General features: G+C 34.0%; 15 protein-coding genes. All 15 read right to left on the reverse strand.

Annotated elements, in window-relative coordinates; translation table 11 throughout:
- Window positions 1–1,093: 1,093 nt before the first annotated feature.
- The 15 genes from IMX26_RS03060 to IMX26_RS03130 all read right to left on the reverse strand — a co-directional run bounded on the left by IMX26_RS03060 (window position 1,094) and on the right by IMX26_RS03130 (window position 13,491).
- Window positions 1,094–1,807 (reverse strand): pseudouridine synthase, encoded by a 714-nt coding sequence (locus IMX26_RS03060; protein ID WP_195160228.1) that lies wholly within the window; start codon window positions 1,805–1,807, stop codon window positions 1,094–1,096.
- A 16-nt stretch (window positions 1,808–1,823) separates the two neighbouring features.
- On the reverse strand, window positions 1,824–2,759 hold the full coding sequence (locus IMX26_RS03065) for a calcium/sodium antiporter (protein ID WP_195160229.1): 936 nt from the start codon (window positions 2,757–2,759) through the stop codon (window positions 1,824–1,826).
- Between the two features lie 261 nt (window positions 2,760–3,020).
- Window positions 3,021–3,476 carry a RidA family protein gene (locus IMX26_RS03070; protein WP_195160230.1) on the reverse strand — a complete coding sequence of 152 codons (456 nt, stop codon included), beginning with the start codon at window positions 3,474–3,476 and terminating at the stop codon, window positions 3,021–3,023.
- Window positions 3,477–3,553: 77 nt separating this feature from the next.
- Window positions 3,554–4,072, reverse strand: coding sequence for an SMC-Scp complex subunit ScpB (gene scpB / locus IMX26_RS03075; protein ID WP_195160231.1), 519 nt, complete (start codon window positions 4,070–4,072; stop codon window positions 3,554–3,556).
- The gene (locus tag IMX26_RS03080) at window positions 4,062–4,787 is read right to left on the reverse strand and encodes a segregation/condensation protein A (protein ID WP_195160232.1); all 726 of its coding nucleotides are present in this window, start codon (window positions 4,785–4,787) and stop codon (window positions 4,062–4,064) included. The genes scpB and IMX26_RS03080 overlap by 11 nt, the downstream gene beginning before the upstream one ends.
- A 10-nt stretch (window positions 4,788–4,797) precedes the next feature.
- A complete protein-coding gene (locus tag IMX26_RS03085; RefSeq protein ID WP_195160233.1) occupies window positions 4,798–5,436 on the reverse strand; it encodes a site-2 protease family protein in 639 nt (212 codons plus the stop codon).
- A gap of 336 nt (window positions 5,437–5,772) precedes the next feature.
- Window positions 5,773–6,126 (reverse strand): stage V sporulation protein AE, encoded by a 354-nt coding sequence (gene spoVAE / locus IMX26_RS03090; RefSeq protein WP_195160234.1) that lies wholly within the window; start codon window positions 6,124–6,126, stop codon window positions 5,773–5,775.
- On the reverse strand, window positions 6,123–7,139 hold the full coding sequence (gene spoVAD / locus IMX26_RS03095; RefSeq protein ID WP_195160235.1) for a stage V sporulation protein AD: 1,017 nt from the start codon (window positions 7,137–7,139) through the stop codon (window positions 6,123–6,125). Before spoVAD ends, spoVAE begins: the two co-directional genes overlap by 4 nt.
- A 2-nt stretch (window positions 7,140–7,141) precedes the next feature.
- On the reverse strand, window positions 7,142–7,585 hold the full coding sequence (gene spoVAC, locus IMX26_RS03100) for a stage V sporulation protein AC (RefSeq protein WP_195160236.1): 444 nt from the start codon (window positions 7,583–7,585) through the stop codon (window positions 7,142–7,144).
- A gap of 464 nt (window positions 7,586–8,049) precedes the next feature.
- Window positions 8,050–8,814: an RNA polymerase sporulation sigma factor SigF gene (sigF, locus tag IMX26_RS03105; protein WP_195160237.1), complete on the reverse strand. Its 765-nt coding sequence runs from the start codon at window positions 8,812–8,814 to the stop codon at window positions 8,050–8,052.
- A gap of 11 nt (window positions 8,815–8,825) precedes the next feature.
- Window positions 8,826–9,263 carry an anti-sigma F factor gene (gene spoIIAB / locus IMX26_RS03110; RefSeq protein ID WP_195160238.1) on the reverse strand — a complete coding sequence of 146 codons (438 nt, stop codon included), beginning with the start codon at window positions 9,261–9,263 and terminating at the stop codon, window positions 8,826–8,828.
- Window positions 9,264–9,277: 14 nt separating this feature from the next.
- Entirely contained in the window at window positions 9,278–9,613 is a 336-nt protein-coding gene (gene spoIIAA, locus IMX26_RS03115) for an anti-sigma F factor antagonist (protein ID WP_195160239.1), read from the reverse strand.
- Window positions 9,614–9,712: 99 nt separating this feature from the next.
- Window positions 9,713–10,933, reverse strand: coding sequence for a D-alanyl-D-alanine carboxypeptidase family protein (locus IMX26_RS03120; RefSeq protein ID WP_195160240.1), 1,221 nt, complete (start codon window positions 10,931–10,933; stop codon window positions 9,713–9,715).
- Window positions 10,934–11,031: 98 nt separating this feature from the next.
- Window positions 11,032–12,336, reverse strand: a complete 1,305-nt coding sequence (locus tag IMX26_RS03125; protein ID WP_195160241.1) for a thymidine phosphorylase — start codon at window positions 12,334–12,336, stop codon at window positions 11,032–11,034.
- The gene (locus IMX26_RS03130) at window positions 12,337–13,491 is read right to left on the reverse strand and encodes a phosphopentomutase (protein ID WP_195160242.1); all 1,155 of its coding nucleotides are present in this window, start codon (window positions 13,489–13,491) and stop codon (window positions 12,337–12,339) included. It lies immediately after the preceding gene.
- Window positions 13,492–13,497: the final 6 nt, after the last annotated feature.

A 13,497-nucleotide genomic window follows, 5' to 3' on the forward strand; every position in this document is an offset into this window, starting at 1 on the left:
ATTGGTGAAAGCATTTTTATCCATATAAATTAAAAAAAGATGAATTACAACAAAATAAAAAAACATACCTAAAGTATGAATGGGGTGGATTTGAGCTTTGCTCTGAATGGAGTGGATAGCCGCGTTAAAAGACGCCTAAAAGGCGTCCGTACAAATTCGTTATAGTAAATCGAAAAATAACAATTATATTAATGCAAAAGCCTTTCTTTAATCCCGCGCCAGCCCAAACCATAACCCACAGGGTTATCCCCACCGCAGTAACAAAGTTACTACCCACCCCGCGAAGTCCGCAGGACGAGCCCAAACCAGATTTGGGTTTGGAGTTTTTTTAGAAATTTAACGTTATACCAAACACAGGATGACACAAGGTCATCCCCTACGCAGTTAACAATAAAAGACGCCCAATTGGCGTTCGTACAAATTCGTTATAGTAAATCGAAAAATAACAATTATATTAATCCAAAAACCTTCTTAAATCCCGCGCCAGCCCAAACCATAACCCACAGGGTTATCCCCACCGCAGTAACAAAGTTACTACCCACCCCGCGAAGTCCGCAGGACGAGCCCAAACCAGATTTGGGTTTGGAGTTTTTTTAGGAATTTAACGTTATACCAAACACAGGATGACACAAGGTCATCCCCTACGCAGTTAACAATAAAAGACGCCCAATTGGCGTCCGTACAAATTCGTTATAGTAAATCGAAAAATAACAATTATATTAATCCAAAAGCCTTTCTTTAATCCCGCGCCAGCCCAAACCATAACCCACAGGGTTATCCCCACCGCAGTAACAAAGTTACTACCCACCCCGCGAAGTCCGCAGGACGAGCCCAAACCAGATTTGGATATGGAGTTTTTTTAGGAATTTAACGTTATACCAAACACAGGATGACACAAGGTCATCCCCTACGCAGTTAACAATAAAAGACGCCCGTACAAATTCGTTATAGTAAATCGAAAAATAACAATTATATTTAATCCAAAAGCCTTTCTTTAATCCCGCGCCAGCCCAAACCGTAACCCACAGGGTTACCCCCACCACAGTAACAAGGTTACTGCCCACCCCGCAAAGTCCGCAGGACGAGCCCAAACCTATTGCTCTGCAATACTACTAACTTCTTTATCACTTAAATACCGCCATTCACCCTCACGTAAATCACCTAATTTAATAGACCCCACTTCAAGTCTTTTTAGCTTTAAAATTTTGCGATTCAGGGTCTCAAACATTCTACGAATTTGGCGGTTTTTGCCTTCATGTATACTCAATTCAACTTTGCTTTTTTGTTTGGTTCTAAAAATAAGTTTTAATCTAGCAGGAGCTGTTTTACCTTCCTCCAAAACTACTCCTTTTTTTAACTTACTAATTTGCTCATCACTAATGTAACCCTCAATATCAACAAGGTATTTTTTCCAAACACCTCTTGAAGGATGAGTTAGTTTATAGGCAACATCTCCATCATTAGTTAAAATAATAGCACCTGTTGTATTATAATCTAGTCGCCCTACCGGATAAATGCGCTCAGGTATATTAACAAGGTCTACAACGGTTGTTCTATGTAAATCATCTGAAACACTAGTAATTACACCTAGGGGTTTATTTAAAAGTAAATAGACTTTTTTTTGTTCTAACCTAATTTTTTTATTATTTACTAAAATAATATCTTTTTCAGGGTCTATTTTTACACCCATTTCAGCAACTATGATTCCATTAACTTTAACCCGACCCTCAGCTATTAGTTTTTCACTAGCTCTGCGTGATGCTACTCCACACAGTGCCATAAATTTTTGCAGTCTAATCTCTTTCATTTACCAACCAACTTTATTAAAATATTGTAAAAGCCATAAACGCTATATAGGATGCAAAAAGCACTACACCCTCCAGGCGTCCTAAACGTTTTTTTGTTAAACCAAAAATGAAAAGCAATACCATAAAACCTAACATTACAGGTATGTCTGTATACAAGTTATCCTTTGTCATAGTTAAAGGATTAGCCATAGATGCACCACCTATAACCCAAGTAAGGTTCAATATATCCGCACCAATAATATTTCCAAGAGATAAATCCTGATGCCCCTTAAATGTTGCTGTTAAAGCAGTAACAAGCTCTGGCAATGATGTGCCTAAGGCAATTAGGGTAATTGATATAACTATTTCAGGAACATTAAAGAAATGAGCAATTGTAACACCCGAATTAACTACCAATCTACTTCCAATAACCACTATGATTGAGCCAACTAAAAAAATCAGTAGTTTGGGGCCCCATGTTCCCTCAACTTTTTCTTCTTTTTTCTCAACTATCTTCATATTTTTTAACTCACGGTATATAACAACAATAAATAAAGCTAAAAATCCAAATAAAACAAAGCCATTCATTCTACTAACAGTTAGGTCGTAAGATAAAGCAAAAAAAACTACACCCACAATAATCATAAATATGCCTCTTGTTACAAAGCCCGATCTTTCAACCTTAAATTGCTTTATAATTAATACCAAGCCTAAAATTAAACCAATATTACATATACATGAACCTACTGCATTTCCAACAGCCATTGAGGCATGACCAGAATAAGAGGCAAACACAGATACGGCGAATTCTGGCAAAGTAGTTGCTAAACTTACAATAGTAACACCAATAATAACTTTAGGAAGCCCAGTTTTTTTGGCAATCCACACCGCTGCATCGGTAAATATATCTGCACCCTTTATTATCATCACTAAACCAATTATTAAACCTACAAAACTCCACCATGGAACCATAATATTACCCTCCGCTATGCTAAATACGCAAAAACATCTTAGTATTTTAAGCTATGTTATATTTATAACAGTTAACTCCTAAAATAATGATTGATTAGGATTAACTGAATTTTTCTAATTTAATTCTATATTTATATTTTATACTTAAAAATAGTAGAACAATTTATATTATTATTTATGGATAGAACTTAGTTAATATACAAATAAGATTGAATAATTACTAACTCAAAAGACTCTCCTTTACGGAGAGTCTTAATTTTTTTATTCTACTTCAACAATCATTTCTACCTCTACAGGAACATTTAGTGGCAATCCACTGTGTCCTATAGCGGCTCTAGCATGATTTCCTTTTTCTCCAAAAACCTCTTTAAGTAATTCACTGGCTCCGTTTACCACCTTTGGCTGGTCGCCACTTTCGGGTACACTGTTTACAAAGCCTGTAACTTTAACAATTTGTTTAACTTTATCTAGGTCACCAATCATTGATTTAACTACAGCTAAACAACTAATACAGCAAAGTTTAGCAGCCTCATAAGCGTCTTCTATGCTAATACTTTCGCCAACTCTACCCTTAATGATTTGTCCATCTTTTTTTGGTATTTGACCTGAAACAAAGATTAGGTTTCCTGTTCTTACTCCTGGCACATAGGCAGCCACTGGTTTTCCTGGAGCTGTCAGCTCAATGCCCATATCTTTTAACTTTTGTTCAATTTTCATATTTTTTAACCCCTTTCAGATACTCTTAAACAGGGATATTATACCCTTTTTTACTCTGTCCGTCACCTAATTTATAGTTAAAGTTTTAAATTTTCAGGTTTTGGCAGGTCATCTATACTAGATAAACCAAAATACTGTATAAATGTATCAGTTGTGCCATATACAATAGGTCTACCAATTGTTTCTTTACGACCAACAGCAATAACTAGTCCTTTTTCTATTAACATAGACATCACACTATCACATTTAACTCCACGTAAATTAGCAATTTCTATTTTAGTAATAGGTTGTTTAAAAGCCACAATTGCCAATGTTTCCATGGCAGCACGAGATAATTTATTGCTACGGAAGGGCTTAATACGCTTTATGTAATCGTTATAAAGTGATTTGGCTACTAGAATAAAGCCGTTGCCAATTTGCTTTAGCTCTAAACCCCCCATATCTTCATGCCTTTTAGTAAGAATTTCTAACAATTCGTTTATTGTTTCTAATTCTAATTCCATACAGCTGGCTAACTGACTAATCTCAAGGGGCTCATCGCTAGCAAAAAGCACTGCTTCTAAGGCATTTGCTAGGAATTCTGTCTTATTCTTCACAAAGTGTTTCCTCCTTATTAATCATAACTAAGCAAGAACTAGGCGACTCATATACAACTATAACATTATGGTCTTTTATACATTCTAATAGAGCTAAAAAAGTTACTACAACACTAAATTTATCGTCTAGCTGGTAAAACAGCTCTTTAAGTTGCCATGTTTTTTTACGACACATACTTTTTAGCCAATTAATTTGGTCAGATACCGTTAAAGTATAAGATTCCAGCTTTATCTCTGGATCTTTTTCATTAAATTTACTTAGTATTGCTTCAAACGTAATGGCTAAATTAAGTAAAGTTACGTCATCTAAATATTCTGTTGTATTTACTTCACCTTTATAGTCATAGTCTACTTTACCTTTTTTAAAATAACCACTGTCATCATCTTCCCACTTTACCATCATATCAGCAAGTACCGAATAATAGTGTTTATCAATAAGCTTAATCATTAAATCATTCGAATCATCTGTATCTGCTTCTACTTTATCTCGAGGAAAAATAGATCTAACTTTAATTTTAAGTAATATAGTTGCAATATCTAAAAAAGCAGTAGCTTGAGCTAAATCAAGAAATTCATTTTCATTTATATAACTTATATAGTCATCTACTATTTTAGCTATAGATATTAAAGTAATGTCTAGCTTTTTCTTTTGCACTAAGTGTAATAATAAATCTAAAGGACCATCAAAATTGTTAGTTGCAATTGTAAAATCCATAGCATCACCATTACAGCATTAAAATAAAGTAGTGTAATTGAAGTACTAAATTTATTAACGGAGTTAAGATAGTGCCCAATATATCACTAAAAACTAATAATAAAAAAATAGGCATAGAATATCTTTGCAATTGCTGATATAGGGTATACTTATTTTTTAGTGGCAATAGGTTTAGTAAAATTTTAGAGCCATCTAATGGTGGCAATGGCAATAAATTAAATACACATAGTACAGCATTAAGCTGAATAATTTTTATCATCAACTTATAATACCAAGTATACTGAAAAGCAATATTAGCGGTGAATTTTAGTATAAAAGAAAAAACAATAACCATTAATAAGTTAGATGCTGGTCCAGCTATACTTACTAAAATTTCTCCAACCCGAGGGTTTTTATAATTCCTGGGATTAATCTGTACTGGTTTGCCCCACCCAAATCTAAATAAAATTAATGATATTAAACCAATAGGATCAATATGATCTATAGGGTTTAAAGTTAATCTATTTTGATACTTAGGAGTAGGGTCTCCTAACCTATATGATACATATGCATGAGAAAATTCGTGCACTGTTAAACCTATTAAAATTGCGGGTATTAAAAAAATTAAATTGGGGTCCATTAATCTGTTTAATATGTTCAAAGAAGTCACCTCTATTTATAAGTATTTAAAAATTCCTAGGGTTTATTATAAACATTATTATATGACAATGTAAACACCTTTATAAAAAACACTAAATTCAGCTCTGGTAATAAGATAGTGTCGAATTATTCAATAATATGTAACTAACACAATTTAACTGTAATACAAAATGGCTGTGTATAGCACAGAAGAACATTCATTACAGTTGTAAGTAATCTATAGTTTAAATAGTGCTAAATAAGGTTTTCACTATATAACAACAAAAGCAGTCAGTAAATTGAAAAGAAGTTCAATTTCTAACTGCTCCTAATATAATTTTAGTTACATATTATTGCATTTATATAATTAACCTTTTGGTTTAAATATTAAAGCTACTAAAAAGGCAAAGATGATAGCAGCTGTAATACCAGCACTAGTTAGCTTAAATACCCCTGTTAAAGCACCAATAAGACCATTTGCTTCTGCCTCAGCTATGGCTCCCTTAACTAAAGAGTAGCCAAAACTAGTAATAGGAACTGTTGCACCAGCACCAGCAAACTTTACTAAAGGCTCATATAAACCAATAGCTCCAAATATGCCTCCTAATACAACCAATACCGTTAATACATGTGCTGGCGTTAACGGGGTTAAATCAATTAATAACTGACCAAACAAACATATAGCTCCACCAACTAAAAAAGCAGCCAAGAATATATTCATCTTGTTAACCCCCTTATTCTCTCTATACAAATGGCATGTGCTATACCAGGTATTGTTTCTTTTTGTTGATAAGATGTTGGGCTATGCAATGATCCTGTAGATACTATTAAAACTTTATTAAAAACTTTATCTTTAAACTGGTTTAAAATATATCCTAAAGTAACAATAGCTGAACAAGCACAACCACTACCACCACTATTTACATCTTGTTTTTCAAAATCAAATATCATTGTGCCACAGTCATTATATATGCTCTCTATATTAATACCATCTTCTTTTAGCATATCGTTTACTAAGGCTTTGCCTATTTTACCTAAATCACCTGTGAATATTCCATCATAAGATTCTATGCCACTTTCATCGTTCTGCAAGTGTGTTTTAATTGTTTCTTTTGCAGCAGGTGCCATAGCTGCACCCATTTCATAGGGATTTTTAATACCTAAGTCTACAATATTGCCTACGGTTACCGCTGTTATATAAATCTCACCGTCATTATATTTATTAGATACCAAGGTGGCCCCAGAACCAGATACGGTATACTGTGCTGTTGGTGGAAGTTGCACTCCATACTCAGTTGGATATCTAAACTGCCTCTCTGATGTTGAGTTATGGCTTGAGGTTGCTGTAAGTGCCATGTTTAAATCTTGGTTTTGCAATATTAAAGAGGCTGTAACTAATCCTTGTACAAAGGTTGAACATGCACCATATAGACCTATAAAGGGTATTTGTAAGGTTCTTGCTGTAAATGTAGATGTAATTATTTGGTTAAGTAAATCCCCAGCAAAAAACAAATCTACACTCTCAGGTTTTACATTGCTTTTTATCAATACATTATTTGCAGCCGATTCCATCATCATTCTTTCGGCTTTTTCCCAGCTTGGCTCTCCAAGAGAGTTGTCGTCGTAAATAACATCAATATACTCTGCTAAAGGTCCATTGCCCTCAAAAGGTCCAGCAACAGTAGCCCCATTTATAATAGCTATTGGGGTTTTTAGCTTTACATACCTACCCATAACTACATAAACAAGGCATGAATTATGCCAGCAAAAAAGGCAGTTACAGTACCATATACAATAACTGTACCCGCTAAGCTAAACATTTTACAGCCAACTCCTAAAACTAAACCTTCACTTCTAAACTCTAGCGCAGCAGATACCATTGAGTTAGCAAATCCCGTTACCGGAACAGCAGTACCAGCCCCACAAAACTGTGCAATTTTATCAAAAACCCCTAAGCCAGTTAAAACTGCTGCTATTAAAATAATTGTCGCCGTGGTAGGGTCACCAGCTTTCTCTGGGTCAAATCCTAATTGTATGTAAAACTCCTTAATAAATTGACCAATAACACAAATACCACCACCCACAATAAACGCTACAATGGAATTTCTAATAACTGGTATTTTGGGAGATTTTTCTTTCACTTTTTTCTGAAATTTCTTTTCATTATTTTTTTGATTCATAAAAACTCTCCTTTCTTAGTTATTGTGCTTAAAAATTAGGGAATTAATGCATTTATTTTATTTGCTTTGCAAATGATTTGGGCTCGCCTTAGGGCTTCGCGGGGTGGGTTTTGTCAAGACAAAACGGCTTGGGCTCACTTTTTTAAAATTTTAAGGTAAATGTTTTATTCCACTTTGCTCCATAAAACATATAGTTCGCGGGGTGGGCTGGCGCGGAAAATATTTCAACTCACAGCAACTTTCTTTTCGATACACTCAATCAATTTCTCCATTTAGGATATCTTAAAATCACGTAAGCAAAGCGCAACGTATACCACCATATGCGAAGCATATCCACTCCGTAACCCAAAGGGTTACCCAAACCGTGTTCCCTCTAGGAACACCCACCCCGCGAAGTTATTTTATAAAGCATAGCGATATAAAATAACAAGCCCAAACCAAAAAATCGCTCATCGAGCGATTTTTTAACCCATAAATGATTTAATTTTCTGCAACGTCTTTTTCTCCAGCCTTGAGACCTGAACTTGTGATACACCTATTACTGCGGCAATTTCAGCTTGGGTTTTATCTTGAAAATAGCGTAAAAATATTATTAATCTTTCGCGTGAGTTTAGTTTTTCTAGGGCTTCTTTTAGGTTTAGTTTATCCACCCATTCTTGTTCTGATGTTTTATCGTCCTTTAATTGATCTAATACTGTTAGGGCATGGCTATCGTCTCTATATACTTCTTCGTATAATGAACCAACCTCTTTTACGGCATCAAGGGCAATAATAATATCCTCTTCACATATATCTATTTCTTTTGCTATTTCACTAATTTTAATTTCTCTACCTAGTTTATTTCTTAATTTTTCTCTTGTTCTTTTAGCTAAGTATGCTGTTCTTTTTAGTGATCTACTGACTTTAATAATAGAATCATCTCTTAAAAATCTTTTTATCTCACCAATTATTAAAGGAACAGCATATGTTGAGAATTTTACATCATAAGATAAATCAAATTTATCTATAGCCTTTACTAAGCCTATAACACCAAATTGAAATAAGTCTTCTAGTTCATATCCTCTGTTACTAAATCTATTAACTATTGAATGTACTAATTTTAAATTACATTTTACTAGTCTATCTCTGGCATTTTTATCACCTTTATGTGATTCAGCAAGCAAGAATTTTACTTCACTATCACTTAGTAGAGCATATTCACTACTATCTGTAGGGCTATTATAGTTCATATTACTACCCTCTACTTAATATTACGGGCATTAAACTTTTTTACCATTCTTACTTTTGTGCCTTCTCCTGGCTTAGAATCCACTACTAAATTATCAGTAAATTGCTCCATAATAGTAAAGCCCATTCCAGATCTTTCAAGATGAGGAGCGGAGGTATATAATGGAGTTAATGCTTGAGGTATATCACTTATTCCTTTACCTTTATCTTCTATTTCTATTTGAAATACTGCATCGTTAGTTAACTGAGCTCTAATTGTGATGAGCCCATTGTTATCCCCATATCCATGAATTACGGCATTTGTAACAGCCTCAGAAACGGCTGTTTTTACATCAGCTAATTCCTGAATAGTAGGGTCAACTGGTAGTATAAAAGCCGATACAACAGATCTAGCAAATGCCTCATTTATTGATAAAGCAGGCACTGTTAAAGTCATTTTATTAATAATCATTGGTTTTGTCCCCCCTACATGTGTTTAAGAGCCGTTTTATTATCTGAATAAGTATCAATTATTCTATTTAGCCCAGATACATTAAAAATTCGTTTTACTTGTGGATTTAGGTTAGTTGCATAAAATCTACCATGTAGAGATTTTATTTTTTTGTACCGACCTATTATCATACCAATACCTGAGCTATCCATAAACTTTAGTCCTTTACAATCTAATATGAAGTTATTTATGTAACTTTTTTTCATTTCCTCATCAATTTTAACCCGAATACTATTAGCCGCATGATGATCTAGTTCACCAATTAAGCTTACTATTAGAGTGTTTTGTTTTTGCTTAAATTTTAAGTGCATAAAAACGCCTCCTCCTATTTACTTGCTTTTTCTATTCTAAGGTAAGATTTTCCTTTATTTTTTAGAGTCAAAAAAAAATGCACTTATTATTAAGTGCATTTATTGTCGCAATATAGCTTCTTGTTTTTTAATGTGTAAAATCCACTTATTAAAGATTCGTTTCCAGATATCCAAGAAGCTAGCTTTTTTAATATTTTCGCTACAAATTACAGGCTGATTAACTACCTCAATTCCATTTCTTTTAACAACAACAGAGCCTACTTTTTGACCTACTTTTAAAGGAGCTATTAGGCTATCTGGGAGATTAATTATTACTTCTATATCTTTAGAACTTTGACTCTGATTTAACAAAACAGCAATTGGTTTTTCAGTTATTACGTTAACGTTTACTTTGTTACCTTTTAAAACTTTCATATCTTTTACGATTGCATTAGCTTGATAAACCAAGTTCATCTTATACTGGGCAAAACCATAGTTTAAGAGGTTTTTAACATCCTGATAACGACTGCTGCTGTTTTTACAGCCCAAAACAACTGCATTTAAGTGCATATCTTCTTTTTGTGCTGTTGCAGTTAAGCAAAAACCAGCTAACGTTGTCCATCCGGTCTTTAAGCCAGTAGCATAAGAGTATCCACGCATAAATTTACGGTTGGTATTAAGCATTTCTGCTCTATCATTACTATCATCTTTAAAATAAGCTAAATAGGTATTTAAATACTCTGCTATTTTATCATAGTGACTATTAATTAATTCACGTGACATTAATGCTATATCATAGGCAGTACTATAGGCTTTATCATTTAAACCACATGGGTCTAAAAATGAAGTATTTTTCATTCCAAGCTCTATAGCTCTAGTATTCATTTTAGCCACAAACAACTCAACTGTGCCAGATATGGCCTCAGCTAAAACATTAGCTGCATCATTAGCAGATGCTATAACCACAGCAGCAAATAGCTCTCGTACTGTAGCCTCTTCACCAACCTCTAAAAAAATACTTGTACCCTCTTGCCCTGCTTTGTAAGCAGTTCGACTTGTTGTTAAGACATCATCGTATGAGATAATTTCTTGTTCAATTGCCTCAGCAATAAGCAAAATCGTCATAACTTTAGTTACACTAGCTATTGGCCTTTTTTCTTCACCGTCTTTATCATAGAGAATGCTTCCTGTTTTCATATCAAATAGTACCGCACTTTTAGCATCCATACTACCGACAAATTCAGTGCTATTTTGAGGAAGAACGGGGCCACTATATGCCGAAACATAGATTGGCATTATAAGTATTAAAATTGCTACAAAAATAATAAGTATTTTTCTCAAAAAAAACACCTCCCTTAATTGCTATTATTTAGCCTTTCCTAAAGGGAGGTTTATTATTTGTTTTTTAGTAACTTTACGCTCGTAAATTGTTTGCTAAACTAACAAACAACATCAAGTATTGCTTTAATTGGCTCTACTTTTTCATTTGTTAATTTTATTGCTTCCATAAACATTTCGCTACAAGGTGCAAGCTTATGCTCTTTACTGGTATGTAAGTAAGCTAGTACATCACCTTTATTAATGTAATCTCCTACTTGTTTGTTTAATTTAACCCCAGCAGTTAAATCAATTTTATCTTTTTTTGTTAGTCTACCAGCGCCTAAATCCATAGCAATTTTGCCAATTTTTAAGGCATCTATATTGCAAAGATAACCATCTTTTGGTGCCCTAACTTGTGCTATATAAGGGGCTTTTTTAAACCTACTAGGGTCATATACATAGCTTGCATCTCCACCCTGTAGTTTTACCATTTCAGCTAGTTTATGCAGTGCTTGTTTTGAGTCTATTACTTGTTTCACAATAGCCAAAGCCTCTTGTTTTGTTTGGCATTTACCAGCTAATAACAGTATTTGCATACTCAACTCTATACATAGCTGGTATAAGTCACTGGCATATTTACCGTTTAAAAAGTCTATGGCTTCTTTTATTTCTAAAATATTACCTACAGCAACACCTAAAGGGTGTTGCATTTGGCTAATAACTGCTACAACTTCTCTATTAAGTGATTTACCGATATTAACCATGGTTAAAGCTAGTTGTTTAGCTTGAACTAGGTCCTTCATAAAAGCTCCAGATCCTACTTTTACATCTAAAACAATTTTAGGAGCACCAGAGGCAATCTTTTTGCTCATTATAGAACTAGCTATAAGCGGAATTGAATCAACTGTTGCAGTAACATCTCTAAGGGCATACATTTTTTTATCTACAGGTGCTAATTCAGCTGTTTGCCCTATAATTGCAATGTTACTTTCATGTAATTGTTTAATAAATTGTTCTTTAGATACTTCAATCGAAAAACCTGGAAAACTTTCTAACTTATCTAAGGTACCACCTGTATGACCTAAACCTCTTCCACTCATTTTAGCTACTGTACAACCAGCTGCTGCTACAATAGGACCAACAATTAAGGATGTTGTATCGCCAACTCCACCAGTTGAGTGTTTATCTACAGTATATTTAAATTCATCTGTAATATTTAGGACCTCTCCAGTGTTAATCATGGCAGAGGTTAAGCTAGCTGTCTCTTGTTTAGTCATACCCTTAAAACAAACAGCCATTAAAAATGCCGACATTTGATAGTCTGGAATATCTCCATTATTATAGCCCTTAACCAAGTAGTTAATTTCTTGATCACTTAGCTCTTGGCCATTCTTTTTTTTTATAATAATATTAACTACGTTCATTTACATACTCTCCTTAAAAATAGGAAGAGGCTCTCCTTTAATAGGATCTAAATTAAAGTTTTTCATAATAGTTGCACCTACATCAGCAAAGTGAACTCTGCCCATATTTTGCTGTATAGGTACACCATAAACTAATAAAGGTGTATTTTCTCTAGTATGGTCAGTTCCTTTATATGTTGGGTCGTTGCCATGATCGGCAGTTATTAATAACAAGTCATCATTATCTAATTGCTTAATAAATTTAGGCAACCAAGCATCAAACTCAATTAAAGCATTGGCATAACCCTTAACATCTCTTCTATGCCCATATTTTGAGTCAAAATCTACTAAATTCGCAAACAAAAATCCCTGTTTCATTTCTTCGTTAGCGACTTTTAAGATTTGCTTCATGCCATCATTATTATCTGCTGTATGAACACTAAAGCTAATACCTTTACCTGCAAATATGTCCTCTATTTTTCCAATAGCATAAACCCCAATATTTTCTTTTACTAATTTATCTAAAACTGTTGCTTTAGGAGGACTTAAGGCATAGTCCTTTCTGTTTTTAGTTCTGGTAAAATTAGAATTTTCACCGATAAAAGGACGCGCTATCACTCTACCTACTGTATGTTTTCCAGTTAATAATTCTCTAGCTATTTCACACATTTTATATAGCTCATTAACAGGTATTATTTCTTCATGAGCAGCAATCTGCATAACGCTATCTGCAGAAGTATATACAATTGGTTTACCAGTTTTAAGGTGTTCTTCACCTAACTCTTTAATTATAACTGTTCCAGAGGCAGGCTTATTTCCTAAAATACCTCTACCAATTTTAGATTCAAATTTATTAATCAAGTCTGCTGGAAAACCATTTGGATATGTTGGTAATGGTTCTTCTATATTTATGCCCATCATTTCCCAATGACCTGCTATGGTATCCTTACCAGCACTCTCCGGAACCATTTCAGCATAGGCAGCTTTTTTATTAACTTCCGTGTTTAAACCTAGTAGTTTACCTAAACCGAGGCTCTCCAAATTAGGCAATCTTATGCCTGTAGTTTCATAGATATGACCCAAAGTAGAAGCTCCCTCATCACCAAACAAAGCAGCATCATCAGAAGCTCTTAAACCTACACTATCTAATATTACTAAAAATACTCTTTTAAACATTTTTCC

Source organism: Clostridium sp. 'deep sea', assembly GCF_014931565.1.
GTDB lineage: Bacteria > Bacillota > UBA994 > PWPR01 > PWPR01.

Excerpts from the sequence above, each read along its gene's own strand:
- IMX26_RS03060 (WP_195160228.1), bottom strand. The coding sequence starts at position 1,807 with ATGAAAGAGATTAGACTGCAAAAATTTATGGCACTGTGTGGAGTAGCA.
- IMX26_RS03065 (WP_195160229.1), bottom strand. The coding sequence starts at position 2,759 with ATGGTTCCATGGTGGAGTTTTGTAGGTTTAATAATTGGTTTAGTGATG.
- IMX26_RS03070 (WP_195160230.1), bottom strand. The coding sequence starts at position 3,476 with ATGAAAATTGAACAAAAGTTAAAAGATATGGGCATTGAGCTGACAGCT.
- IMX26_RS03080 (WP_195160232.1), bottom strand. The coding sequence starts at position 4,787 with ATGGATTTTACAATTGCAACTAACAATTTTGATGGTCCTTTAGATTTA.
- spoVAE (WP_195160234.1), bottom strand. The coding sequence starts at position 6,126 with ATGAATATATTCTTGGCTGCTTTTTTAGTTGGTGGAGCTATATGTTTG.
- spoVAD (WP_195160235.1), bottom strand. The coding sequence starts at position 7,139 with ATGGGTAGGTATGTAAAGCTAAAAACCCCAATAGCTATTATAAATGGG.
- spoVAC (WP_195160236.1), bottom strand. The coding sequence starts at position 7,585 with ATGAATCAAAAAAATAATGAAAAGAAATTTCAGAAAAAAGTGAAAGAA.
- sigF (WP_195160237.1), bottom strand. The coding sequence starts at position 8,814 with ATGAACTATAATAGCCCTACAGATAGTAGTGAATATGCTCTACTAAGT.
- spoIIAB (WP_195160238.1), bottom strand. The coding sequence starts at position 9,263 with ATGATTATTAATAAAATGACTTTAACAGTGCCTGCTTTATCAATAAAT.
- spoIIAA (WP_195160239.1), bottom strand. The coding sequence starts at position 9,613 with ATGCACTTAAAATTTAAGCAAAAACAAAACACTCTAATAGTAAGCTTA.
- IMX26_RS03125 (WP_195160241.1), bottom strand. The coding sequence starts at position 12,336 with ATGAACGTAGTTAATATTATTATAAAAAAAAAGAATGGCCAAGAGCTA.
- IMX26_RS03130 (WP_195160242.1), bottom strand. The coding sequence starts at position 13,491 with ATGTTTAAAAGAGTATTTTTAGTAATATTAGATAGTGTAGGTTTAAGA.